Origin of the sequence: Proteiniphilum sp. X52 (assembly GCF_003712195.1) — a bacterium.
In the GTDB taxonomy this organism is placed as follows: Bacteria; Bacteroidota; Bacteroidia; order Bacteroidales; family Dysgonomonadaceae; genus Proteiniphilum.
Genome location: NZ_RDSD01000004.1, coordinates 195,832 through 219,779, shown reverse-complemented (window position 1 = coordinate 219,779; position 23,948 = coordinate 195,832). Strand labels below are relative to the sequence as shown.

The 23,948-nt window shown below is 44.9% G+C and carries 17 protein-coding genes and 1 pseudogene; 4 read left to right on the top strand and 14 right to left on the bottom strand.

Annotated elements, in window-relative coordinates:
- Window positions 1-154: 154 nt before the first annotated feature.
- Together D7D25_RS05620 and D7D25_RS05615 are read left to right on the top strand one after the other, a co-directional pair.
- Window positions 155-1,251 (top strand): annotated as a pseudogene (locus D7D25_RS05620) (IS481 family transposase).
- 57 nt (window positions 1,252-1,308) lie between these two features.
- Window positions 1,309-1,584: a transposase gene (locus D7D25_RS05615; RefSeq protein ID WP_122967972.1), complete on the top strand. Its 276-nt coding sequence runs from the start codon at window positions 1,309-1,311 to the stop codon at window positions 1,582-1,584.
- 17 nt (window positions 1,585-1,601) lie between these two features.
- Here the strand turns inward: D7D25_RS05615 and D7D25_RS18475 are convergent, their stop codons facing one another.
- Window positions 1,602-1,802, bottom strand: a complete 201-nt coding sequence (locus D7D25_RS18475) for a hypothetical protein (RefSeq protein ID WP_255417204.1) — start codon at window positions 1,800-1,802, stop codon at window positions 1,602-1,604.
- On the opposite strand from D7D25_RS18475, the gene D7D25_RS18780 reads away from it, so the two are divergent.
- A complete protein-coding gene (locus tag D7D25_RS18780; protein WP_370453837.1) occupies window positions 1,719-1,955 on the top strand; it encodes an IS3 family transposase in 237 nt (78 codons plus the stop codon). The two genes, D7D25_RS18475 and D7D25_RS18780, sit on opposite strands and share 84 nt — an antisense overlap.
- A gap of 9 nt (window positions 1,956-1,964) precedes the next feature.
- A complete protein-coding gene (locus tag D7D25_RS05605; RefSeq protein ID WP_122967970.1) occupies window positions 1,965-2,075 on the top strand; it encodes an integrase core domain-containing protein in 111 nt (36 codons plus the stop codon).
- Window positions 2,076-2,209: 134 nt separating this feature from the next.
- Here the strand turns inward: D7D25_RS05605 and D7D25_RS05600 are convergent, their stop codons facing one another.
- The 13 genes from D7D25_RS05600 to D7D25_RS05535 form a co-directional block, all read right to left on the bottom strand.
- Window positions 2,210-2,848 carry a hypothetical protein gene (locus D7D25_RS05600; RefSeq protein ID WP_122967969.1) on the bottom strand — a complete coding sequence of 213 codons (639 nt, stop codon included), beginning with the start codon at window positions 2,846-2,848 and terminating at the stop codon, window positions 2,210-2,212.
- Window positions 2,849-2,858: 10 nt separating this feature from the next.
- Complete coding sequence (locus tag D7D25_RS05595; RefSeq protein ID WP_122967968.1) at window positions 2,859-3,449, bottom strand: hypothetical protein; 591 nt, start codon at window positions 3,447-3,449, stop codon at window positions 2,859-2,861.
- A gap of 387 nt (window positions 3,450-3,836) precedes the next feature.
- A complete protein-coding gene (locus D7D25_RS18470; protein WP_255417203.1) occupies window positions 3,837-4,313 on the bottom strand; it encodes a glycosyltransferase family 2 protein in 477 nt (158 codons plus the stop codon).
- 13 nt (window positions 4,314-4,326) lie between these two features.
- Complete coding sequence (locus D7D25_RS05585; protein ID WP_148038858.1) at window positions 4,327-5,592, bottom strand: glycosyltransferase family 4 protein; 1,266 nt, start codon at window positions 5,590-5,592, stop codon at window positions 4,327-4,329.
- 244 nt (window positions 5,593-5,836) lie between these two features.
- Window positions 5,837-6,634, bottom strand: coding sequence for a lanthionine synthetase LanC family protein (locus D7D25_RS05580; RefSeq protein ID WP_221407957.1), 798 nt, complete (start codon window positions 6,632-6,634; stop codon window positions 5,837-5,839).
- Window positions 6,635-7,342: 708 nt separating this feature from the next.
- Window positions 7,343-9,304, bottom strand: coding sequence for an alpha-L-arabinofuranosidase C-terminal domain-containing protein (locus D7D25_RS05575; protein ID WP_122967965.1), 1,962 nt, complete (start codon window positions 9,302-9,304; stop codon window positions 7,343-7,345).
- Window positions 9,305-9,331: 27 nt separating this feature from the next.
- The gene (locus tag D7D25_RS05570) at window positions 9,332-11,680 is read right to left on the bottom strand and encodes a beta-galactosidase (RefSeq protein ID WP_122967964.1); all 2,349 of its coding nucleotides are present in this window, start codon (window positions 11,678-11,680) and stop codon (window positions 9,332-9,334) included.
- 222 nt (window positions 11,681-11,902) lie between these two features.
- The gene (locus D7D25_RS18775; protein ID WP_255417202.1) at window positions 11,903-16,099 is read right to left on the bottom strand and encodes a beta-L-arabinofuranosidase domain-containing protein; all 4,197 of its coding nucleotides are present in this window, start codon (window positions 16,097-16,099) and stop codon (window positions 11,903-11,905) included.
- Between the two features lie 254 nt (window positions 16,100-16,353).
- The gene (locus D7D25_RS05555; RefSeq protein WP_122967962.1) at window positions 16,354-18,042 is read right to left on the bottom strand and encodes a sodium:solute symporter; all 1,689 of its coding nucleotides are present in this window, start codon (window positions 18,040-18,042) and stop codon (window positions 16,354-16,356) included.
- Between the two features lie 18 nt (window positions 18,043-18,060).
- Complete coding sequence (locus D7D25_RS05550; protein ID WP_122967961.1) at window positions 18,061-19,734, bottom strand: ribulokinase; 1,674 nt, start codon at window positions 19,732-19,734, stop codon at window positions 18,061-18,063.
- Window positions 19,735-19,793: 59 nt separating this feature from the next.
- Window positions 19,794-21,296, bottom strand: coding sequence for an L-arabinose isomerase (gene araA / locus D7D25_RS05545; protein WP_122967960.1), 1,503 nt, complete (start codon window positions 21,294-21,296; stop codon window positions 19,794-19,796).
- A gap of 83 nt (window positions 21,297-21,379) precedes the next feature.
- Window positions 21,380-22,069, bottom strand: a complete 690-nt coding sequence (gene araD / locus D7D25_RS05540) for an L-ribulose-5-phosphate 4-epimerase (protein WP_122967959.1) — start codon at window positions 22,067-22,069, stop codon at window positions 21,380-21,382.
- 62 nt (window positions 22,070-22,131) lie between these two features.
- A complete protein-coding gene (locus tag D7D25_RS05535; RefSeq protein WP_185140221.1) occupies window positions 22,132-23,676 on the bottom strand; it encodes an alpha-N-arabinofuranosidase in 1,545 nt (514 codons plus the stop codon).
- Window positions 23,677-23,948 lie beyond the last annotated feature (272 nt).

Below are 23,948 nucleotides of genomic sequence, written 5' to 3'. Positions count from 1 at the left end.
AAGATGGAATAGAAATTGAAGTTATACCCGCATGGAAGTTTATAAGAGGATGGTAGAACCACTTGATTGGGTTCATTAATTTGAATTAGTCAAGACTTAATCTGACAGCTACGCATAAAAAAGAATAATTTTGTAACAGAAAACAGATTGAGTTATGACGACAGCAGAAAAAGTCATTAAGAACAAACTGGGATTGCTTGAACTTTCCCAACAGTTAGGAAACGTATCACGAGCTTGCAAGATTATGGGCTATAGCCGTGACAGTTTTTATCGTTTTAAAGAGGTATACGAACAAGGCGGTGAAGTTGCTTGCAGGAGATTTCCCGCCGTAAACCGGTCATGAAGAACCGTGTGGAGGAACATATCGAACAGGCTGTTGTACAAATGGCAATAGACAACCCTGCATTAGGACAAGTCCGTGTATCTAATGAACTCCGTAAGAAAGGTATTCTTATTTCTCCGGGCGGGGTGCGCTCCATATGGCTACGGCATGATATGGAAACTTTCCAGAAACGCCTGAAAGCATTATCCGCTAAAGTGGAACAAGAGGGTATCATCCTTGACGAGAACCAGGTAGCAGCATTGGAAAAAGCGAAAGAAGAAAAACAAGCACATGGAGAAATCGAAACCTATTATCCCGGTTTTCTTGTCTGACAAGATACTTATTATGTGGGATATATTAAAGGTGTAGGACACATTTATCAGCAGACTGTCATAGACACTTACTCCAAAATAGGGTTTGCAAAGCTGTATGATAGGAAGAATGCGCTTGTAGCTGCTGATATGCTCAACGATAGGGTCATTCCTTTTTTCGAACAACATGACTTGAAGTTGATGCGCATGCTCACTGATAGGGGCACGGAATACTGCGGGAAGAGAGAAAACCATGAGTATGAACTGTATTTGGCTGTAGAGGATATAGACCACTCTAAAATCAAGGCAAAAAGTCCACAGACAAACGGTATCTGTGAACGGTTCAACAGAACTGTGCAGAACGAGTTCAATGCCATCGCATTCAGAAAGAAAATCTATGCCACTATTGAACAACTACAAAATGACATTGACGCATGGATGAACTCTTACAACACGGAAAGAACCCGCTCCGGGAAGTACTGTTTCGGGAAAACGCCCATGCAGACTTTTATAGAAGGTATAACAGTCGCAAAGAAATACCAACTGCAAAATCAGGAAACAATAAAACCGAATGAAGCTGATAAAACTTCATTCGGTTGTGAGAGTGAGGAAATATAATTACCCCCAAATCTTAGACAACAAGTATCATTAAAAAAAAGTATTAATTTTGTTGTCATGGTCAAGAGAAAAAGTTACAGTTCAGGCTTCAAAACGAAAGTCGTTTTAGAAGTCCTAAAAGAAAGGGAAACAGTACAGGAGATCGCCCGCAAATACGAACTCCACCCAAGTCAGACCTCAACATGGAAGAGTCAATTTCCATCCAATGCGGATTCGATTTTCGCAAGGGGAGCAAGTAAACCTGAGGAAGACAGGGAAAAGGACGCACTTTTCAAGAAAGTGGGCCAACTCCAGCTGGAGGTTGATTTCTTAAAAAAAGTATTGGGGAAATAGATAAGAAAAAGCGGATGTCACAGATCGACAAGTCTCACCCATTGAGCGTTTCCCGCCAATGTGAGGTCTTGGATGTTCCCCGCGGCAGCTTCTACTATTCTCCCCGTGAAGAGGGCTCGTACAATGAAGAGCTGATGGAGCTGACAGACAAGCAACACATGGACACCCCGTTCTATGGAGTACCCCGGATGACGGAGTATTTGCGTGGCTTGGGGCATAATGTGAACCACAAGCGCGTGCGGCGGCTATACCGCCAGATGGATTTATACGGCATGGGCCCCCGTCCGAACACCGGCAAGCCGCACAAAGGCGAAGGGCACACCGTCCACCCCTACCTGCCCAGGGGGGTGAGGGTGGATCGTGTCAACTAGGTTTGGGCGATGGAGTTATATCACAAAATAAAGGATTATATGGAATTTTATAACAGGAAAAGACCCCATCAGTCATTGGGATATAAAACGCCGGAAGAGATGTTCCGGGTGGCCGCTTAGTTTCCCGGTACCGCCCCGCGGGGCGGTACCGGGAAACTAACTTATCTGATAGTAATAACTGTCTAAGAAAGGGGAGAAGCTTAATTCACTTAAAAATTAATTTTGTTTATATTCCTCGCAAATAAAATTTAATGTCAATATGTATCAGTTGTTTTTATAGAAATCAATTTTCCATTTTTGAAAACAAGCTCTTCAAGTGGTGTCGACAGTAACCACTTTTCAATATCCTCAAACGAATCCCTGGCTCTTTTTATTAATAAAGTATCGTTAAACCAATTCGCCAGTATCATACCAATTGTATTAGTATGCCTAAAGGGATCGCTTGATAAAGGTCGTTTTGTTTTATCAATTTTCACTTTAGTCAATTTTTCCATTAATTTATATTGTTCGTTGTTTGGAAAAACTGATTTATAGTCACAAATACGGAGACTGTAAAATTTAATATCGGATAAATAAAGGACACTATCTTTTAGGTACCACATTACTTGATAAGCAGTGTGGTTAAATGGGGGTATTTGTGTTCCAAATTCAAATTTCAGCTCTACAGGGGTAATTTCTTTGTAGGCATCATACAAGTTCTTATATTTTGGAAACACCTCTAATGGTGATCTATTCATCAAATATGGGATAGAGTCGTTTAAATAGAGCAAATCGGATGTTTCCGCATTGCGTAAAAAAACGTAATATTTTTTATCTATTGATTGTGCTTTTACGAGAGCATTGAAATTACCAATCAACAATAAAATAACCACAATAAAACTAATTTTTTTCATATTTTTATATTTAATAGTTGCCACTTGGGTCATAGTTACCACTCGGATAATTGTAACCACTCGGGATATAAGAATTATATTGATACATAGTATTACTTCTATAATATTCTGAAGTGTTTTGAAAAGATGGCTGATTTATTTCATATATTAATGCTTGAAATTCAGATTGGCTTGTCCCCGCATCTTCCATAGACATTAAATGATGATTTTCGTGATGTAAAACAGATAAGAAATCGTAATAGTTATTATGTGCCATTATATTTGCATTATAATTGAAATCAACACTTCCATCTTCATGGGCTCTACCATATAGGTCTCCCCTATCGAATATAATATTAACATTCCCTGATATACCAACTGCTCTTGCCATAGTTGTCATCACCTTACCAACGGTTTCCGGCGAGGCAACATCAAACGATATACCGGAATGTAAAATAGTTGGAGCAATAATAATACCGTTTCCTTCGCCATAACTACCGACGAAATTCCCATTAGAATCAAAATACATAGCTCCTCCTATAAAGCCGTTTTGCTGCGTTTTACTTACAATAGGCATTGTTTTTGCCAATTCATCCAAACTTTTTCTTGTTAATTTTTTCATTTGATTTTGTTTTAAATTGTTTATATTTCAATTATCCATTATTTATATCGGTGGTCAGGAAAATTTCATTTTTTGTAAAAAGCACATGGAAGAATCGGATAATATCCTCTTCCGATAATAAGTTATTCGTTTTCAACTTGTAGAAAACTGTTAAAGTTTCAGATAGTTCTGTAAATAGGTTATTATTTGAGGCTATCAAAAAATCAATTATTTCTTTTTTTATCCGGATAGAGGTTTCTGTCATTTTGTACTTAAAACGATTTGTTACTTGTGATTCGGATATCCTGTAATACAATAGCGATTGCGGTTCAATATAAAATATTGCTCCTGCTTTTGCCATTTCCACCCACCACTTGTAATCTTCAGCAAAATCGTAATATTCATATTTTAATTTGTTTTTCTGACAAAATTACTACGCATCATTGATGTTGGATTAAAGAAAAGATTGTTTCGCAATAAATGAAGCAGAGGAGATTTTACGATGCCTGAAATGGTGCGGTTGACAGTTCCTTTAGGTATTCCTTCGCCGAAAGGCGATATCCATGATGTACATACTGTGATATCGGGGTTCTCTTCCAAAATGGCTTGTTCGATTCTTAACCGATCTATATGCATAATGTCATCGGCATCCATTCGGGCAATATATTTACCGGTAGCCGCCTTCATCCCTAAATTTAGTGATTCAATAAAATCATGTTTATTTTCAATCAGTTTTATCCGTTCATCTTTAAAAGAACGTATAATTGAAAGTGTATCATCGGTGAAGCCGTCATTAACGATGATAAATTCAAAATCAGAAAATGATTGTTTTAATACGCTTTCAATTGCTTCAGATACGTATTTTTCAACATTATAAGTGGACATTACCACAGATATTTTACACATGATTTATTTCTTTCGTTATATTTTTATAAACTTCTACAGTTTGTTTCATCATTCGATCTAATGTCAATTCAGTTTCATATAATCTGCGTACATTCAGACTTAATTGTTCCCTTATTTTTTTATTCTCTATTAAAAATATTATTTTCGCCGCCAATTGTACCGTATCAACCGTGAGACCGCGAGCTTTCGAAAAAAGGGTATTTACTTTAAGCGCATTTACATTGTCGGTGAAAATTTCATCCAATCCATCCACAGCAGTTGTGATTACCGGCAATCCAAACATTGCCATTTCGATGGCCACATAGCTGGATTGTTCCTGAAGGGATGCAATGACTCCTACATCGCTTTCACGATAATAAACGGACAACTCTTCAAAAGGAATCCGCCCAGTAACATTCAACAACAAGTCACGATTTTTTTCCTTTATATCAAAAGCTTGAAGAGGATGAACCTTCCCGGCTATTGTTAAAGAAATGGCATAGCCTTTTCGCTGAACTATTCGCATTGCCTCTAGAATATAACTTAATCCTTTGCTTTCAGATAAAACACCTACATAAAGCATTTTTAAAATTCCATTATTATTCTTTGTTAAATCGGATTTTTTGGATTTAAAGTCGTTTATTCCGTTAGATATTACTTTTATTTTATTTTGCCGAATACCCATTGTGTTTTGTAAAAACTCTTTGGCGCAATTGGTTACACAAATAATAATATCAGCCTCAGTATAGGACTGAAGTTCGCTGTTATTCGTTAAGAATTTATTTCGTTTTCGCGTTAAACTCTTTCCTTTTGTTAACTGTAAAGTAAATAACTCATTAAACTTATTTTTGTCTCTGTTGTATGAATCTTTCCATGGAATACAATGCAAATGTGTAATGATTTTACAGGCAATGTGTGTTTTAATATAAAGGGCTAAATCAATCAGATTGAGGGTATGAATATGTAAAATACAATTCTCTTTTTCTTCAAACAAGTGATGAGCAATACGATAAATCTGTTCATTATACTTGTTTATCCAGAATTTTTGAGATATGATTTCATGAAACTGTTGCGGTAAAGGAATAGTGATTTTAGTATAAAATTCGGTTCGTTCTTCATAGTGAAATAAAATAGTTGTATCATGTCTTAAATGAATCCAATAAACCTTGATATGTGCATAAGCTTCCAATCCTTTTAACAAAGTATGCATATACCTATCGACCCCCGATGTGTTATCGGCATGAGACATATCCATCAGATATAAATTGAAAGGTTCCATTATGTTTCTATAAAAAAGGAATATTCGCCTGTCGATTTGAGTTTTTAAATATCCAATAAAGTAAGTAACGGGATACTCCAGATTGATATCCGGCCATAAAGGTGTTAGATGAAATGTATCGCACCAAATTCTTTTCCAAAAATATATCTTTCGTATTATCAAATAAGTCTTTTTTTAACCTGATAATTTGTTGTGCATAGTTCTCCTTATGTTGATGTAGCAAATAAAGTAAATCAATTCGTTGCTATAAGGACAAAACTGTGGGATAAATATTTTGATGGGCAAATAATATATTTTGCTCCGCAACTTCTTTCAACTTTTTATCATTCCCCTTATCTGCAATCTTTTTCAAGGCACATCCAATTGAAAAATCACATACTGTTTTATTCTTAACGTGAAGATTGATGTATCCCTTTAGCACTTGTGGTGAAAGGATAAGAGATGGACATGAGAGGGTAATATCTACATAATTCTTGAAAAAAGTGAGAAAAGCAGTTTTTAAATTTCCTTCATGTTTTTTTTCTAAAATAGTAATATCCCTTTCTAATTCAATATTTACGTTTTCTGAAAAGAGACGAATGAAATAGCCTGATTTTTCAGAACCCCTGTATTCCTCTAATGCTGATAGAAAATATACAACTTTAAGATGAAATGAGAGTATTCGTTTATCAAATGGCTTCTTCTCTAAATCAGATAATTGATTGAAGATTTTATTCAAGTTTTCCCCGAATAATTCCTCAAAATCTCCATCTATAAATTTATTTCCTAGTAAATAAATTAAAACATATCCAATCCCCGACAATCCGTTTTCAAAACTTATATCTTCGTTTTTACTTAATAATGATTCTTGTAATAAATCAAATGCCTGTTCTTCGATATATTCATCTTGTAAATACCTAGAAACTTCGAACAATGTCAATGCTATTCCTGCTTTTCCGTTATACAGCCCGGAAGAATTCACGGAGCATGAATTTAGCAAGACATAATCGACCAGTCTCCTGACCGTTGACAACTCTGGCAGTATTTGTGTATTGAGTATCAAAGTTCTCGATTTAATTTTGCGAAAGTTAGTGAAAAGATTAATAGTAAAAAGATATTTGATAAAAAGTTTCTCTTAAGTTCCAACTTAGAATTCAAAAATTGTTCTTTATCTGTAATAAATTATTCGTTATTTTGCAAAGTATCAATTATTATTTTATAACGAATTAAGCATTATGTGCCTTTGCATTTGATACTTACATTTCTAATTATTTGGAATTGTTTTAAATTAAGCTCTTATACGTAGAAATAACTTTTCTCGCTTTAAATTAATGCCGTAAAAACTAAAAATTTGAATTTTTTAATTAGCTTTGTAAAAGAATTATCCGGCTTATGAAAAATGTAGCAGACGACTGTTAAAAGAACCGTTTCTAAATCGTTACCTATTAAAAAAGCCTTCTTTTCAGTGCGATGATAAAGAGATGATTAACCTTATTTGACTGCTATCTGGAGGAGGTATCTTCAGCCACTAATTTTTTAAACTCGGCAATGCGCCAATCATTGACAAAGTCATAGTAATATATAAAAATTCTTTCTGCTTGAAGAAGGACTTCAATATGTGTCCGAATAAATATATTGAAACGGTTTACAGAGATATTGGGAGAATAATCAAACAGGGGCGGCCAAACGGTCGCCCCTGATGATGAAAAAGAAGGTTTTCCTCCGGAGATCGAACTCCGCGATATAGAGTAACGGCTTTTTATACACCCCGTTAATCTGTATAAGCAATCTTATACACATTGAATGAACCGGCTTCTGCTGTCGTTTGCAATACCGTTCCGTTGACAGAAACGGAAGAGTCGACAGGTACAATGGCATCGGGATCATCCAGCCTGTTTTCTTGGTCCGCTTCCCCCTTCAACAGGAACGCCTGCGCTCGCGGTTGTATCTTCATCCCGCGGTTTAAACCCTCCAAGCTGATCCGTATCTCTTTGTTTTCTTCCGATAGGTTGCTTAACTTCACGATGATCTCTTTCTTATGGGTGTCGATCACGGCAGAGGCATACAACCCGTCTTGTCCTGTAAGGGCTTTCTTATTCGATGTAAGCGGTAATACATGGGTACCCGCATGGTGCGCGTATAGCTTCTGTACATAATAATTGGGCGTGCGCACACAACGCAGGTTGTCGAACCAGATCAGGTCGGGACGCCACTGCCACGCATCCACATGTGCCAGCAGGGGGGCATAAGTCGCCATGTGCACAATGTCGGCATTGCGTTCCAGTCCGGTCATAAATGCGGATTCGCACAATGCCGATTCAAAATTGTTCTTCCTGTTTTGCGGATGGCAGGCATACTCGCCCGCGAATACTTTTGGGCCTTTACGGTCATAGGAGTCGTAGCGCGCGGCCTGTTTGAGGAACCATTCCGGCGAACGGTAATAATGTTCATCCACCAGGTCCACTTTCAACCGTTTCATCTCCGGCCACAGATAATCGAAATCCTCACCTTCGGCTTGTGGTCCGGAACTTCCGACGATCTTTATTTCGGGATATTGCGCGCGGATGGCTTCGATAAATTTTTCCAGTCGGGCAGGGTATTCGGGTCCCCATTGCTCATTACCGATACCGATAAACTTCAGGTTAAACGGTTCGGGATGTCCCATTTCCGCCCTGACTTTACCCCAGGTGGTGGAAGTGGAACCATTGGCAAATTCGATAAGGTCTAACGCGTCCTGGATATAATCCTGCAGTTCTCCCACCGGCACATGGCAATGTTCCCCTTCGTTCTGGTATTGGCAGGATAATCCCACGTTCACTACGGGCAGCGGTTCGGCACCCATATCTTCGGAAAGCAGGAACAGTTCATAAAATCCCATTCCGTAGGTCTGGAAATAATCGGGGAATAACCGGTGTGCGAAGGTGTAATGCCAGCGATTTTCGTTCAAGGGACGGTTTTCCACCGGGCCGACCGAGTTTTTCCAGTTGTAACGCGTTTCCAGGTCGGTCCCCTCCACGATGCATCCACCGGGGAAACGGAACAGGCCGGGATTCAGTTCATTGAGCGCCTCTACCAAGTCTCTGCGTAGGCCGTTTTCCCTGCTTTTCCAGGTGTCGGTGGGGAAAAGGGAGATATGTTCCAGATCCACCGGTCCTTCCGATGTGAGGAATATACGCAGTGAAGCTTTTGGCTCTTCCTTTGGCGAGGTAAGCACAATCTCGTATTTCTTCCATTCCCCGGAATCGATTGCCAACTCTTTCCGTTCAAAAGGATCGTTATTGGCATTGATCAGTTCAATCCTGATCTTTTGTCCGGCAGCGTTGCCGGAGCGTGCCCAGACCGAGAAACGGTATGCGGCATCTTTCTTCACCCCGATGCCGCGGAAACCCTCGTTTTCCAGTCCGGTATGCTTATGGGCGTGTCCCGCGTTGTCCAGACGCACATAGTGAGGATTGCGCTCAAAGGGAGCGTCATCGCTGCGTACCTCCACTTTGCCGAAAGTGTTCCAACCCATCAACGACTGGGGAAATTCGAAAGAGCGGTTTTTGATCAGTTCGGCATACAAACCGCCGTCGGCTCCGAAATTGATATCCTCGAAGAACAACCCGTACATGGTGGGCTGTATCTCCGCTCCCGGCTTTCCCGCATTGACAACCAATTCGTAGGTTTGTTGTGCGGATAGGCTATTGATGCATATGCACGATAAAAGAATGATTAAAAAATATTTCTTCATATCCAATATGTTTTTGAGTTGCTTATGTCATTGAGTTAATTTAAAAGCCGTTTTCTTCACATATACCCTGTAATCTTTAATCATACCCGGTTTTCCCGATTCGGGACGCGGCAGGTATGAAAATCCGCTGATGACTTTGTCTTCACCCAGATCGATGACGATATGGTGCGGGTGTGTGGGATTAAGGGTGGAGTAGTCGGTATGCCAGAAGGTCGATTCCTGCAGGTCGAATACGTTGGAGGCAATATTATTGGCGTTGTTGGTCTCCTCACTATCTGCATACACCACTTTCCAATGTTGACGTGAAACGGGTTTCCCCTCTTCTCCCAGCAATTCCAGTTCCGCGATGGCGGCATAATTGTCTCCTCCGTGTGAATTGAGTGATTCAAGGCAGAAATAGCGGATCTGCTCCTGTTTCCCGAATTTCACATGCTGCCATCCGTTTCCCGGTGTGAACGAACCGGTATGGTAGGGTTGCTCGCCGCTGAGATTCAACTCTTCTCCCGCTTTCCGGTGTGCATAGGCGGAACCTTGCAGTGAGAGTTCGTCGAGAATAGGTTCAGCTAATCCGCTCAGCGTGGGCTTCTCAGGAGAAGCCATATCCAGCACGATCACCTCGTTCTTGCCCTTCTTCAGCCAGCACCCCGGCACATATAACGCTTGCTGGGGCCCGATATGCCAATAACGTCCGATAGCATAACCGTTCACCCAGGCCATCCCTTTACTCCAATTCCTCATATCGAGGAAGGTGTCGCCGGTTTCATCCAGCGTAAAGGTGCCCCGGTAATAAGCGGGATGCCCGCCACTGTTGGGCTCTTCCCTGTAGTTCTTCTCTTTTGCAAATGTATAATCTACCGGGATGTTGTATACTTCCCAGCCTTTTAACTCCGTTGTCCCGTTTTCAGCAACCAGTTCCACTTTTCCGGTAATCCCTTTCCAGTCATATATCCCCTTGCCGAAATTCATGCGTCCCATCGCTTCCACAAGAATATCCAGCAGATCACCTTCCTTCACAGGCGGCAGTACGGCAGCGCCTTCTCCTTTCAGGCGGCTGAGAGTAGCGATCCGTTCCCCATTGAGAAACAGCTGCGTCCAGTCATTGGCCTCTGTGATCACCAGCGTCTGGCGTACAGCCGATTCTTTTAGCTTGGTGCGATAAAGGATACTTCCCCATCCCTGGTCGAAATACTCCATCGACCTTACCTCTTCACTGCGTACCGGTTGGGGGAGATTGTCGAACAAAATGGCATTTTCCTTCAACTCAAATTCAGGGATCAAAATGATGGGCATTGGATCCGGAACAGGAGGCAACTGTTCTCCTTCGGGAAGATATTGTTCCAGCAGTTCGCGTACCTGGTAATATTTCTCTGTTGGCCGGCCATACTCGTTGATGGGGGCATCATAGTCGTAAGAAGTGGTCGTAGGTGAAAAATTGGGAAAATTGGCTCCGCCCCAGTGTCCGAAACTTGTTCCACCGTGCGTCATATACAGACTGAACGAAATATTCTGATCCAGCATTTCCTTCAGTCCCGCTACCAGTGCTTGCGCACTGCGTGTTTCGTGTCTGGCTCCCCAATGGTCGAACCAACCGGACCAGAATTCGCTGCACATCAGCGGGCTTTCGGGACGTAGTTCTCTCAGGCGACGGAACTGCTCTCCGATATTTGCCCCGGTGCCGAAATTGATCGTCCACAACAGGTCGTCGAGCGCGTTGTTCTCGAAGTTGGAATTCCAGTCACACTGAAAAAGAGGTACCTCATCCAACCCCGCGTCTCTTACGATATCGCGGATATTGGCCACGTATTCCTTATTGGTGCCGTATGCCCCATATTCATTTTCCACCTGAAACATGATGATATTGCCGCCTCTCGTGATTTGCAGGTCCGCGAGCTGTTTTCCAACCTCGTTCATGAACAGGCGGGTGCGTTCCAGAAAATAGGGATCGTTGTCCCGAAGCTTGATGCCGCTTTTCTTCAACAACCACCAGGGTAATCCCCCCATCTCCCATTCGGCACAGACATAGGGCCCCGGGCGCACGATCACATGCATCCCATGTTTCTGGGCTAGCCTGCAGAAGGCAGCCACATCGTTATTTCCGGTGAAATCGAATTGCCCTTCTTCCTGTTCGTGGATATTCCAGAATATGTAGAGGCAAATCGTGTTCATTCCTAACGCTTTGGTCATTTGAATGCGGTGTTCCCAATATTCCCGCGGGATACGCGGATAATGGAGTTCTGCCGCTTTTACCGCGAAAGGTTCACCATTCAGCAGGAAGACATTCTGTCCGACCTCGAATATACCTTTCTTCCTGTTATTGCAACTGCTTGCCAATATGGCCAGGAGGCCAATGAGAATTAGTGAGGTAAATTTATTCATTTGTTTAAATATTTGGAGCCAAGAATCAAGATTCAAGAATCAAGACTATTTTAGTTTTGGGATTTGGGAAATTACCAATTACTAATTACCAATTACTAATTACTAATTACCAATTACCAATTACCAATTACCAATTACCGATTTTCCATTATTCCTTCTCTTCTTGACTTTATAACTTCTTGATTTTCAGCTTCTTGATTTTCAGCTTTCCAATATCCATTGTCAATTGTCCACTGCGGTGGGCACTACCGGTTTAATACTCCCGTCCTCGTTGAATTCCATGCGGTCGATACAAACTTCACGGTGATAACCGGCAGCATCTCCCCACTTGATCCCTTCGGGACGGAAAAAACGGTGGTATACAATATACCATTCGTCTTTATCTTTTATTTTTAACGTCGAATTATGGCCAGTACCCCAAATCCCGTGGTCAGGGGACTTCGACAGGATCAAGTTATTCTCAGGAATGGCAAGTGGTCCCAGTGGCGATTTTGAGGTAGCGTAACGTACCCTGTAATTCTCGCTTCGGGTATCCTCTTCCGACCAGAGGAAATAATAGATGCCGTTGCGGTAAAAGAGATGGATCGCTTCGCGGAATGTATCATCGGGCGTCATCACTTTGATGGTGTTCTTTTTAATGGATACCATATCGTCGTTCAGCTCCGCCACGGCCATATAGCCGTTGCCCCAGAAAAGATAGTTTTTTCCCGTTACAGGATCGCGGAAGACATCCGGATCGATCTCCTGTCCGCCTCTCACTCCTTCGGGTTTAAAGTCGATCAGCGGTTTTCCGGAATCGACGAAGGGGCCGGCGGGATCATCGGCGACGGCTACGCCTATTTTCTGCGCCGCCGTGAAATAGTAATAATACTTATATCCTTCCTTTGTCTTCTTTTCAATAACACAGGGCGCCCAGGCGTTCCTGTCGGCCCAGGAGACATCTTTTTTCAGGTCGAGGATGATGCCTTCATCCTTCCAATCGGCGAGATTATCAGAGGAGAATGTCTTGAAATAGGTGCCTGACCAACCGTTATACCCGTCGCTGGTAGGATAGATATAATACCTGTTTGTATTGTTGGAATAGAGCGCATAGGGGTCGGCAAAGAACCCTTTCAGCACCGGGTTGGGGATATTTGCGGAAAATTTCTCGGGTTTACCCCACCGGGCAATCAGCTTATCCAGCTCTTTTTGGGTGACAGGAATAATGGATCCGTGCCGGGGATGGAAATCCATGGATATCTCATGGTCGATCACCTGGAAATTCATAAGGTCGGTAGTTTCGGTGAACTGGTAGGCCCCTTTCATATAGACGTCATACATCAATATATATTTGTCGGAATCGATCAGTTTGAACACACTCGATCCTTCCACGGCTTCCGGCGTCTGCTGCTTGTAATCCTCATGCTCTGTCCATTGCCCGGAGGTCAGCGAGCGGGTAGTCGCCAGTTTGATGCCGTTGCCGTCTCCTTCGGTCTTATAGAACATATGGAACAGGCCGTCTTTGAAGATAATATCTCCATCGATACACGATTTTCGGTTTTCAGGCAGGAACAACGGACGGGGTTCTCCCTCCAGGTCGGTGAAATCGTCATTGGCGTAAGCATAGTAAATGATATCAGCTCCGTCTGCGTGTTTCATCGACCAGTATACCATGTATTTCCCGGCTTCCGGATCGTAAATGGTTTGCGGCGCCCATACCCGTTTCAGATCTTCCTGCCCTTCGTATTTTTCCTGGATATTGATGACGTTCGATGTCCAGTTGACCAGGTCGGAGGACTTGAGCAGCACCATCGCGCGGTTTGAGTCCCATCCTTTGGATGAGGTCATGTCGGTCAGCACCATGTAAAAGGTCTTGCCGTCTTCTCCCCGCAGAATATGGGGATCACGCACGCCGCCGGTCGAACTGATTTTCTTGGAGTCGATCACCGGCTGGTTATCGTTCAGCGTATAATAATTGTAGCCGTTGCTGCTGATGGCATACCTCACCGCTTCTTCTTCCACCCTGTTACCGGTGAAATAGGCGAAGAGGTAAGCGACATATCCAGTTTCTCCCACACATTGAGAGAGCAGACGCGCTTCTGCGATCTTTGCCGTCATACTGCCCGGCATCGCCATGAATTTTACAGTGAGGGTTTCGCTTCGGGAAATATTCTCCGGAATGGGAACGATCAGCTTCTGCATCTCATCTCCCTTATTGCCCGTTAATGAGAGTCCCTTTACCCGTATATCATTGACAAGTATTTCGAAATTACGTGAACGATCCCTGTCGAAATACGCCAGATAAAGGTGACGGGCTTTTCTGCCGCTGTTCTTCAGTTTATAACTGAACCATCCGTTTGCTTCACGCCAGCGTGTATCCTCAAAAACACCCGTTCTCGAATTATCAGACTCGATAAAGTGATCCGATTCGGGTTGTTGTTCACCGCATACCACCTTGTCTTCGGTCACAGCATCCAGTCTCAATCTTTCTGCCTCCTGTTTTTCCTGTTCAAGACGGATCTGTTCCGCCTCCTCTTCGGTCGCCTGCGGCCAGTAAATGATATAGCGGGATTCATGCAGGCTGAAGAAGGGAACCAGCTCCATACCCTCTGCATACTGTTCCGGGTAAAGGTTGCCCAGATGGAAGGTCAGCGGCTTACCGGGCACGGGAGAGAGGTAAGAGACCAACTTGTCGGGCTCTCCCACTAACAGTGGCATATTTTTCATCGGAATGTGTTTTCCGTGTGCGATATGCCCGCCTCTGCTGTCATCGGCAAACAAACCGGCCAGGTCTTCAGTGCCGGTTTTTGCAGCAAGTACTATCGGACCATACAGGAACGAATAGTAGCCGGAACCGTCCGGCAGTTGCTCGGCTTTCAACCTCATAGGCATCTCCATCACCACTTTGTCGCCCTTTTTCCATTTTCTGTCGACAGGAATATATCCGTTTTTATTTTCTACCGGATATGGTTTCCCGTTCACTTTAATTTTTACGGTTCCTTCATTTACCCATCCAGGATAACGCAATAAGAGTGTAAACTGCTTCTGTTCACGGGGATTCACGGTAATCCGCGTGGAGGCTTCATAGGGAAAGTTGTTTTCCTGAATGATCTCCGCATCCTGCTGTTTCCACTTTAACAACGATGGAATAAAAAGATTGACATATAGCTCGTTGTCGGTATGGGCATAGATCATCTCACCGTATTTCGAATGATTCTCCATGCCTGACCCCACGCAGCACCACATGCTGGTATGCGGTTGCGAATAGACTCTGTAATGCCCGGGACGCATCTGCGTGAAATAGACGAATCCACCCGTATGCGGATGTTGGGTGGAGAGGATATGATTGTAAAGGGCACGCTCGTAATAGTCTGCATATTTCTTATCTTTCGAGGTCCGATACAACATTTTGCTTAACCGTAACATATTGTAGGTGTTACAGGTTTCAGGGCCTTCGATGCTGCTGATCATCCGTGAGAAATCGTCCACGGGGTTGAAATGTTCGGAAACACTGTTTCCCCCGATCGATACCGACCGGTTTTCCACCACGGTTTCCCAGAAGAAACGGGCTGCCTTCTCCCACGATTCATTGCCCTCGAGGTCTGCAATACGTTTAAAACCCAGTACTTTCGGTATCTGGGTGTTGGCGTGCATTCCGGTCAGTTGATCCTGACGGTGAAGCAAAGGTTCCAATATCAATTGATGGGAAAACTTTCGCGCCAGTTCGAGGTATTTTTCGTCACCCGTAATGGCTGCCACGTCGGCAAAGGTTTCGTTCAATCCGCCGTGTTCGCTGCGGAGCATATCCTGCAATTGTTCTTCCGATAATCCGGAAACAAGCGTGATTGCCCAATCGGTCATTTTTATCAACATCTCCTTCGCTTCTTCATTCCCTGCCACCAGCCAGGCATCTCTCAGTCCCGCGCAGGTCTTATGGATATTGTAGAGTGGCACCCATTTACCGTTCAAGTCGAACCCGCCGGCACGGATATTTCCTGCGGCAACCTCTTCCCAGATCGCTTTTCCACCGGGTACGCCACCGATATATCCGTTGCCGTTCGCATCCTGACACCGTTTGAGTTCAGCGAGCATGTAATCCAGCCGGCTTTTGATCCGCGCGTCTGCGGTAGATGCATACATCAGCGACAGTCCGGAAAGGTAATGCCCTCCGATGTGCCCGTCGAGCCCCGTATTCTCCCAATTGGTATAACTCTCGGTTTTCTGTGGCAGACCTGCCTCCCTCAGGAAAGGTGCAAGGAGTCGATCGGCATCCATCTCCAGCAAATATTGCTTGTTTAATTCTTCCGCGTGCTTGAAAGGACTTTCCAAAAGTCTGACATCCTGTAACCTGAAATATTCTATCTGCGGACTTATCTGAGCATTCGCAAACGAGACACAAATAAGAAAAATGATTATCCAGTTGAGTTTTTTTCTATTCATCCTGTTTCCTCTATTATTATTTTTTCTATCAAAACTCCATTTCCAAACAAAAAATATTTTCATCGGTTTATTTCCGGCCATGCTATTCTTTCGTCTTCACGCGAATACCGTTAAACCCTTCATTGACGAGTGCAACTCCTGTTTTCTGAATCTGTAAAACCGCAGGGGCGATGGCTCCATCTTCGTCATTCAGACTCCAGAGAGCATGCCATTGCCCGTCGGGAGCCTTTTTGTTATTTCGGTTTGACTTCTTTTTACCAGAAATAGATATAGAATGCCACGGTAATCCCCAGGATGACCATTGTATGGATGATATCCCACTTGTTCCAGCTCGCGCGTGTTTCGGCACGTTGCCCGGCAGTTGCCGTTCCGAATACCAATCCCTGTATCTTGGCGGGTGACGGTGCTTGGGTGAACAAGCTGACTACAATTACCACGATGATACAGAACAGGAACATCCAACCGCAGAAGAAGAGCCAGTTAATATCATAAAAAACCGCTTTAAAGAGGTTTTGGGATGGATTCGCGGCATTGCTGTAAAAGACGTTGGCGCCCAACCGGGTTAACCCGATGACCATTCCGGAAATAAGTGCCCACATACCCCCTTTGGCGCTGGCACGTTTCCAGGTGACACCCAACAGGAATGCCGCGGCAATGCCCGGTGCAAGTACCGACTGCACATCCTGCAGGTAAGCATAGAGTACGTCGCCTACACTCCTCATGATAGGAATCCAGAGCACACCTAATATGACGATCACTACCGTGGCGACCTGTCCGATGACGACTAATTTCTTTTCCGATGTATTGGGTTTGAACCGTTTGTAAAAATCGATAGTGAACAACATCGAAGAAGAATTGAATAACGATGCCAGCGAACTCATCAAAGCCGCAAGGATTCCGCACACCACCAGTCCTCTCACCCCGGCCGGCAACAATTTGGCTACCAGTGTGGGGAAAGCGGCGTCGGCATTGTGCACTCCGTTTGCCATCATGGGAAGGAAACCGCCATTGGCCAGACTCTGCTGGTGGAGGGCGTAAGCGATCATTCCCGGTATCAGGAACAAAAATACGGGAAGCAGTTTCAGATATGCGCCGAAGATGGTTCCCCGCCGGGACTCTTTCTGGTTTTTACCCGACAATACACGCTGAACGATATACTGATCTGTACACCAGTACCAGAACCCGATGATGGCCGATCCAATCAGGGCACCCAGCCAGGGGAAGTTGGCATCGCGGTTGCTGCGTATCAGGTCGGTCATGGTATCACCGTATTCGTTGACAGGCGTGGCACCCGCAATCCGCATCATTTCATCCCATCCGCCCAGTTCGCGAAGCCCCAGCACTAATATCACAAGGGATCCCAACAACAGTATAGGCGTTTGAAGCACGGAGGTGTACAACACTGATCTCATTCCACCGAAAATAGTGTAAATCGCCGTGATAAGGATCAAGCCGATGGCCGATATCCAGAAAAAATCAATTCCCCACAATTCCTGTATCCCAAACACCTGTTGAAACACAAGTCCTCCGGCATACACTGTCACGGCTACTTTCGTCAACACGTAACTCACCAATGAAATAAGCGATAATATTGTCCGTGATTGAGGATTATAGCGCTGTTCCAGAAACTCGGGCATGGTATAGACCATACTGCGTGAATAAAACGGCACAAATACCCATCCCAGTATCAGGATCATCCAACCCTGTATTTCCCAGTGGGCCATTGCCATACCACTCGACGCGCCCGCGCCCGCCAGTCCGATCAGGTGCTCCGACCCGATATTGGAGGCGAAAATGGATGCTCCGATAGCGATCCATGTGGCATCACGTCCACCCAGGAAATAATCTGCGGAACTATCCTGTTTTTGCCTCATCACCCAAACAATAATTCCTATCAGGACGAAGCAGAATAATATGATAACAATCCAATCTAATAGAGCCATGGTTTATTTTTTATCCGATTAATTGATTTGCGTTAGTTCATTCTCAGTAAAAAGAGCTATTTGTTGGTATTTCTTATACAACTCCATGTATGCGGCGTGATTTTCAGCGTTCGGGTGGTATTCGAAAGCAAATCCTTGTCCCATCGCATCCTGGGCATCCTCCACTTTCCCATATACACCTGCCGCAACGGCTGCGAACATGGCGGCTCCGAAGGCGCATGCCTGCTCGGTTTTTGCCACTTTGATGGGCATGCCCAACACATCGGATAAGGTTTGCATCACGAAAGGTGATTTTAAAGAAATACCGCCTATACCGATCACTTCTTTGATCTCCACTCCGTTTTCCAGAAAACGATCGACGATCGCCTTGGAACCGTAGGCAGTTGCTTCTACCAGTGCCCTGAAGATCAGGGGGGCGGTGCTTCCCAGCGTCAATCCGCAAATAGAGCCCGTCAACAGTTGGTTGGCATCGGGTGTGCGGCGCCCGTTCATCCAGTCGGTGGCAATGAGAGTACTTTCGCCCACCGGCACTTTTTCAGCTTCCTTGGTCAGTTCGGGGATGATCGCATCTGCAATTTCTGTAACCAGTTTTTCTTTTGTTTCCCTATCCAGCAGATTCGATTTGTTGACGAGCAGTTTGAGCGGCCACTCCAATACCTGCTTGAACCAGGCATAAATATCTCCGAAGCCCGATTGTCCGGCTTCCAGTCCGGCCATTCCGGGTATTACCGACCCGTCCACTTGTCCGCAGATACCCGGAATCAGTTTGTCGCCGATCTCCTCATAAGGCACCGCCATGATATCGCAGGTGGATGTGCCGATCACCCGTACAAAGTCTCCCGGCTTGATCTGAGCTCCCACGGCACCCATGTGGCAGTCGAACGCTCCCACGGCCACGGCCACGTGGGTGGTCAACCCCAGCCGTGCGGCCCATTCGGGAGTGAGGTGTCCCACTTTTACATTGCTGGGATAGGTCTCTTCATACAAACGTGAACGGAAGCCGGCAAGCAGCGGATCCAGCGCCATCAGGAATTCTTCGGAAGGCAGTCCGCCCCACGAAGCATGCCACATCGCTTTGTGTCCTGCGGCGCAACGGCTTCTCGGCATCGTCTCCGGTTTGGAATTCCCGGTGATGAATGCGGGCATCCAGTCACAGTGTTCCACCCATGAATAAGCTGTTCCCCGCACCTGCTCATCTTCGCGCAGGATATGCAGCATCTTGGCCCATACCCATTCGGAGGAATAAATGCCCCCTTCATAAGCGGTATAATCGATTTCCCATCTCTTTGCCAGCGCGTTGATTTGGGCCGCCTCTCTCACCGCCGTATGGTCTTTCCAGAGCACGAACATCGCATTGGGGTTTTCGGCGAACTCAGGGCGCAAGGCCAGAGGAGTGCCTTCTTCGTCGATCAGCACAGGTGTCGATCCTGTAGTATCGAATGCCATCCCCACTACATTTCCTGCTGTTCCTGCGGGGGCTTTCGTTAAAGCTTCCCGGATACTCTCTTCCAATACCTCGATATAATCGAGCGGATGCTGGCGGTAACGGTTAGTTTTCGGATCACAATACTTCCCCTGTTTCCAACGCGGATAATATTTCACGGCGGTGGATATTTCCTTACCGCTCAAAGCATCGGCAATGACGGCACGACATGAGTCCGTGCCGTAGTCTAATCCTATGACGTATTTCATAATGTGCTGATGTGTTGATATGTGCCAATTACGTTTTTCATGGGCACATGTTGCAATGATTATTTTAACGCTTTATTTAACAGGTAATACACCTCATTATCACGCAGTTTCTTCCGGAAATCACGGATAGTGGTGTCTTTATCGATGACAACCAGTTCTATGTCGGCTATTTCGGCATAGTCTTCCAACATTTCGGTGGTCACTGAAAAAGAGAAACTGGTGTGATGTGTTCCTCCGGCCAATATCCATGCACCGGCTCCTACCTCCAGGTTAGGCATTGGTTTCCATAATGCGCAGGCAACCGGCAATTTGGGTAAAGCTTGCGGTTTTACCACTTCCACTTCATTGACAATCATGCGGAATCGGTTACCCATATCCACGACAGTGGCAGCCACCCCTTTACCTTCATGCGCCTGGAATACCAAACGGGCACAGGTGCGGGCATCACCTATCCCAAGAAAATGCACTTCGATGCGTGGTTTTGTCCCTGTAATATCGGGATTGATCTCGAGCATGTGCGATTGCAGTATGGTACTGTTCTCCCCATCGAAATTCAGGGTATAATCTTCGAGGAACGATTGTCCACCGGGTAAACCTTGACCCATTACCCACATGGTACGTACAAGGGCGGCAGTTTTCCAGTCGCCTTCAGCCCCAAATCCATAACCTTCGGCCATCAGCCGTTGAGAAGCGAATCCCATCAACTGTTTCATGCCTTCCAACTCGTTGAAGCTGGTTGTAAAGGCTTTGGCACCCTTATCCTGGAGGAAACGGCGCAATCCTATTTCCTGTGCCGCGGCATCGCGTACGAATTGATGTTTTTTGGCACCTTTCCTGCAATCTTCGGCAAAGTCGTATATTTGTTCGTATTCGAAAACAAGGGCATCGATTTCGGCATCTGTGACTGCTTCCACATACGGGACCAGGGTCGCGATAGGTGCATTGTCGACATGGTATCCCAGACGTATCTCCGCTTCTACCTTGTCTCCGTCCGTTACAGCCACATTGTTCATATTATCTCCAAAGCGAATGATCAACATCCCCTGGGCGTCGGCCCAACCGGCACAAACCCGCATCCACGCCGCAATTTTCCGCAGTGTCTCCTCATCTTTCCAATAGCCGACCACCACTTTGCGGGGCATTCGCAAACGGCTTGTGATATGTCCAAATTCACGGTCGCCGTGTGCTGATTGGTTCAGGTTCATGAAATCCATGTCGATTTCATTCCAGGGTATCTCCTTGTTAAACTGGGTATGCAGATGCATTAAAGGTTTCCTGAAGCTTTGTAAACCTCTGATCCACATCTTGGCAGGAGAAAAAGTGTGCATCCAGGTGATCACACCGATACATTTCACATCGGTATTGGCTTCCTTGAATACTTTCTCCACTTCGGGCGATGAATTGGCAGTCCCTTTATAGACCACCTTTACGGGGAGTAGTCCCGCGTCATTCAGCCCTTTGACCATTTCTTCCGAATGGGCATTTACGGTAACCACCGCGTCGCCCCCGTACAGGAGTTGTGCTCCTGTAACAAACCATACTTCCTGATCTTTGAATTGCATAAGTTGATGAATTATGAATTAAAAATTAAAAGTTAAGAATTAAGAACTGAGAATTAAGAACTGAGAATTACTTGTAATAGTCGTTATTTTTGTCCGTAATATGCTGCGGGTCCGTGTTTTCTGTAGAAATGCTTTTGGATAAGCAATTCGTTCATGGTGATGTTGGGGTTGACCTGATAGGCGATAAAAGCCATTTTCGCCACCTGTTCCATTACGACGGCATTATGAACCGACTCGCGCGGATCCTTTCCCCAGGAGAAAGGTCCGTGATTTTTCACCAGCACGCCGGGCAGGTGTGCGGGGTTCAGTTCTTTGAAGCGTTCAATGATAACCGTACCGGTCTCTTTTTCATAGTCGCCATTCACCTCAGGTTCGGTCATATCCCGCGTGCAGGGTATATCTCCGCTGAAATAATCGGCATGGGTGGTCCCGATGTTGGGAATGTCACATCCGGCCTGCGCCCATGCGGTGGCATAGGTCGAATGGGTATGTGCTATCCCGCCTATGGAAGGGAATGCTTTGTATAATTCCACATGAGTAGGCGTGTCGGACGAAGGTTTCAAACTGCCCTCCACCATGTTGCCCTCCAGATCCACGACCACCATGTCTTCCGCTTTCATGTCGTCGTACGACACCCCGGAGGGTTTAATCACCACTAATCCTTTTTCCCGGTCGATACCGCTTACATTTCCCCAGGTAAAGATCACCAGACCGTGTTTTACCAGCTCCAAGTTAGCCTGGAATACCTGCTGTTTCAGTTCTTGTATATTCATTGACAATTGGTAATTGGTAATTGGTAATTAGTAATTAGTAATTAGTAATCGGTAATTGGTAATTATTCCACCTCAATCATCACCACCGATTTAGGTGGCAATACCACCGAAAGACCGCTATTGGAGAGCGAAGCGCCTTTGAAGTCGCTCACCGTTACTTTAGACGGTTGTTCGAAGCTATTGTAATCGTTTATCTTAGCGGAAGTGACCATTTTACCACTCACCTTCTTTGCCGATGCTCCAACCAACTGTGTTGAGATACGTTGTTCATTGTTCGGATCGGCATTTACCAATGTGATATGAATTTTACCTCCGGCATCTTTCGAAGCGGAAACGCTTACCGCGTCTATCTCTTTGTCTCCCTGACGGTATTTGTTCCCGGCAAAGGATATGGGCAGACGCGTGGCATCCTGATGCACCTTGAAGAGATGGAACACCCAATAGGTGGGAGTAAGTATCATCTTTTCCTCGTCGGTGAGTATCACAGCCTGCAACACGTTCACCGTCTGTGCCAGATTCGCCATCTGTACCCGCTCACTGTGGTTGTTGAAAATGTTCAGGTTGATACCCGCAACGATGGCATCGCGCAAGGTGTTCTGCTGATAGAGAAAACCAGGGTTGGTGCCGGGCTCCACATCATACCATGTGCCCCATTCATCAATAATCATTCCTACTCTCTTTTGCGGGTCGTAACGGTCCATGATATCCGAATGTTGGGTGATCAGCTCGTCCATGAACAATGTTTTTTCGATAGTAGCGAAATATTCCTTTTCATCAAAATTGGTTGCCGAACCTTTATTTGACCAGTCCCTGGGTACGGTATAGTAATGTAAGGATAAACCCTGCATATGGTGGCCGGCGTTTTTCATCACAGTTTCCGTCCAGTTATAATCACCTCCGTTAGCACCGCAGGCAATCCGGTAAAGACGATTGTCGCCGTAATTGCGGCAATAGGTGGCGTAATGGCGATACAGGTCGGAATAGTAGTCGGGAGTCATATTGCCGCCGCAGCCCCAGCTTTCGTTACCTACACCCCAGAATTTCACTTTCCAGGGCTCTTCGCGACCGTTCTTGCGCCGCAAATTAGCCATTGGGCTTTCACCATCGAAAGTGATGTATTCGATCCATTTTGACATCTCCCCCACGGTGCCGCTACCTACATTCCCGCAGATATAAGGTTCTGCGTCGAGTTGTTCGCACAGGTCGAGAAACTCGTGGGTACCGAAACTGTTATCTTCCACAACGCCTCCCCAATGGGTATTGATCATTTTAGGGCGATCTTCACGGGGACCTATACCATCCATCCAGTGATATTCGTCGGCAAAGCAACCACCCGGCCACCGCAGGTTGGGAATACGGATGTCTTTCAGCGCCTGCACCACATCGTCACGGATGCCGCGGGTATTGGGAACTGGCGAGTCTTCGCCCACCCAATATCCGCCATAAATACAGCGCCCCAGATGTTCGGAAAAATGACCGTAGATATGCCGGTTGATGGTGTTCTGTCCGCGGTCGGCTTCGATGATCAATCGGTTCTGGGCCGTGATAGACACACTACTACCGATAAGTGATAGTAGTACAACGTAGAAAGTTCTCTTTAGTTTCATGTTTCTCTTTTTTTATCTTAAGTACTTAATTTGAAATCTGTTCAAACTATGTATGTTTGTATTTTGCTGATAATATGAATATTAATGCATCTGACAATCAAAACTATTGAATGGATTGTACTTAGCTTAGATAGTGAATGTATAATGCAAAACTAAAAACCCGTTTTTATCAGGTTACCCGCAAAAGGTAAGCCGATAGATTTTCTGAACTTATTGCGGCAAAATTAATAATAAGTGTAATAAAATACACTTATTTTTGTATGTTTAAAAAC

Excerpts from the sequence above, each read along its gene's own strand:
- D7D25_RS05555 (WP_122967962.1), bottom strand. The coding sequence starts at position 18,042 with ATGGCTCTATTAGATTGGATTGTTATCATATTATTCTGCTTCGTCCTG.
- D7D25_RS18475 (WP_255417204.1), bottom strand. The coding sequence starts at position 1,802 with ATGCCCCAAGCCACGCAAATACTCCGTCATCCGGGGTACTCCATAGAA.
- D7D25_RS05605 (WP_122967970.1), top strand. The coding sequence starts at position 1,965 with ATGGAGTTATATCACAAAATAAAGGATTATATGGAATTTTATAACAGG.
- D7D25_RS05585 (WP_148038858.1), bottom strand. The coding sequence starts at position 5,592 with ATGGAACCTTTCAATTTATATCTGATGGATATGTCTCATGCCGATAAC.
- D7D25_RS05575 (WP_122967965.1), bottom strand. The coding sequence starts at position 9,304 with ATGAAGAAATATTTTTTAATCATTCTTTTATCGTGCATATGCATCAAT.
- D7D25_RS05615 (WP_122967972.1), top strand. The coding sequence starts at position 1,309 with ATGGTCAAGAGAAAAAGTTACAGTTCAGGCTTCAAAACGAAAGTCGTT.
- D7D25_RS05570 (WP_122967964.1), bottom strand. The coding sequence starts at position 11,680 with ATGAATAAATTTACCTCACTAATTCTCATTGGCCTCCTGGCCATATTG.
- D7D25_RS05535 (WP_185140221.1), bottom strand. The coding sequence starts at position 23,676 with ATGAAACTAAAGAGAACTTTCTACGTTGTACTACTATCACTTATCGGT.
- D7D25_RS05595 (WP_122967968.1), bottom strand. The coding sequence starts at position 3,449 with ATGAAAAAATTAACAAGAAAAAGTTTGGATGAATTGGCAAAAACAATG.
- araA (WP_122967960.1), bottom strand. The coding sequence starts at position 21,296 with ATGCAATTCAAAGATCAGGAAGTATGGTTTGTTACAGGAGCACAACTC.
- araD (WP_122967959.1), bottom strand. The coding sequence starts at position 22,069 with ATGAATATACAAGAACTGAAACAGCAGGTATTCCAGGCTAACTTGGAG.
- D7D25_RS18470 (WP_255417203.1), bottom strand. The coding sequence starts at position 4,313 with ATGTCCACTTATAATGTTGAAAAATACGTATCTGAAGCAATTGAAAGC.
- D7D25_RS18775 (WP_255417202.1), bottom strand. The coding sequence starts at position 16,099 with ATGAATAGAAAAAAACTCAACTGGATAATCATTTTTCTTATTTGTGTC.
- D7D25_RS05550 (WP_122967961.1), bottom strand. The coding sequence starts at position 19,734 with ATGAAATACGTCATAGGATTAGACTACGGCACGGACTCATGTCGTGCC.
- D7D25_RS18780 (WP_370453837.1), top strand. The coding sequence starts at position 1,719 with ATGGAGCTGACAGACAAGCAACACATGGACACCCCGTTCTATGGAGTA.
- D7D25_RS05600 (WP_122967969.1), bottom strand. The coding sequence starts at position 2,848 with ATGAAAAAAATTAGTTTTATTGTGGTTATTTTATTGTTGATTGGTAAT.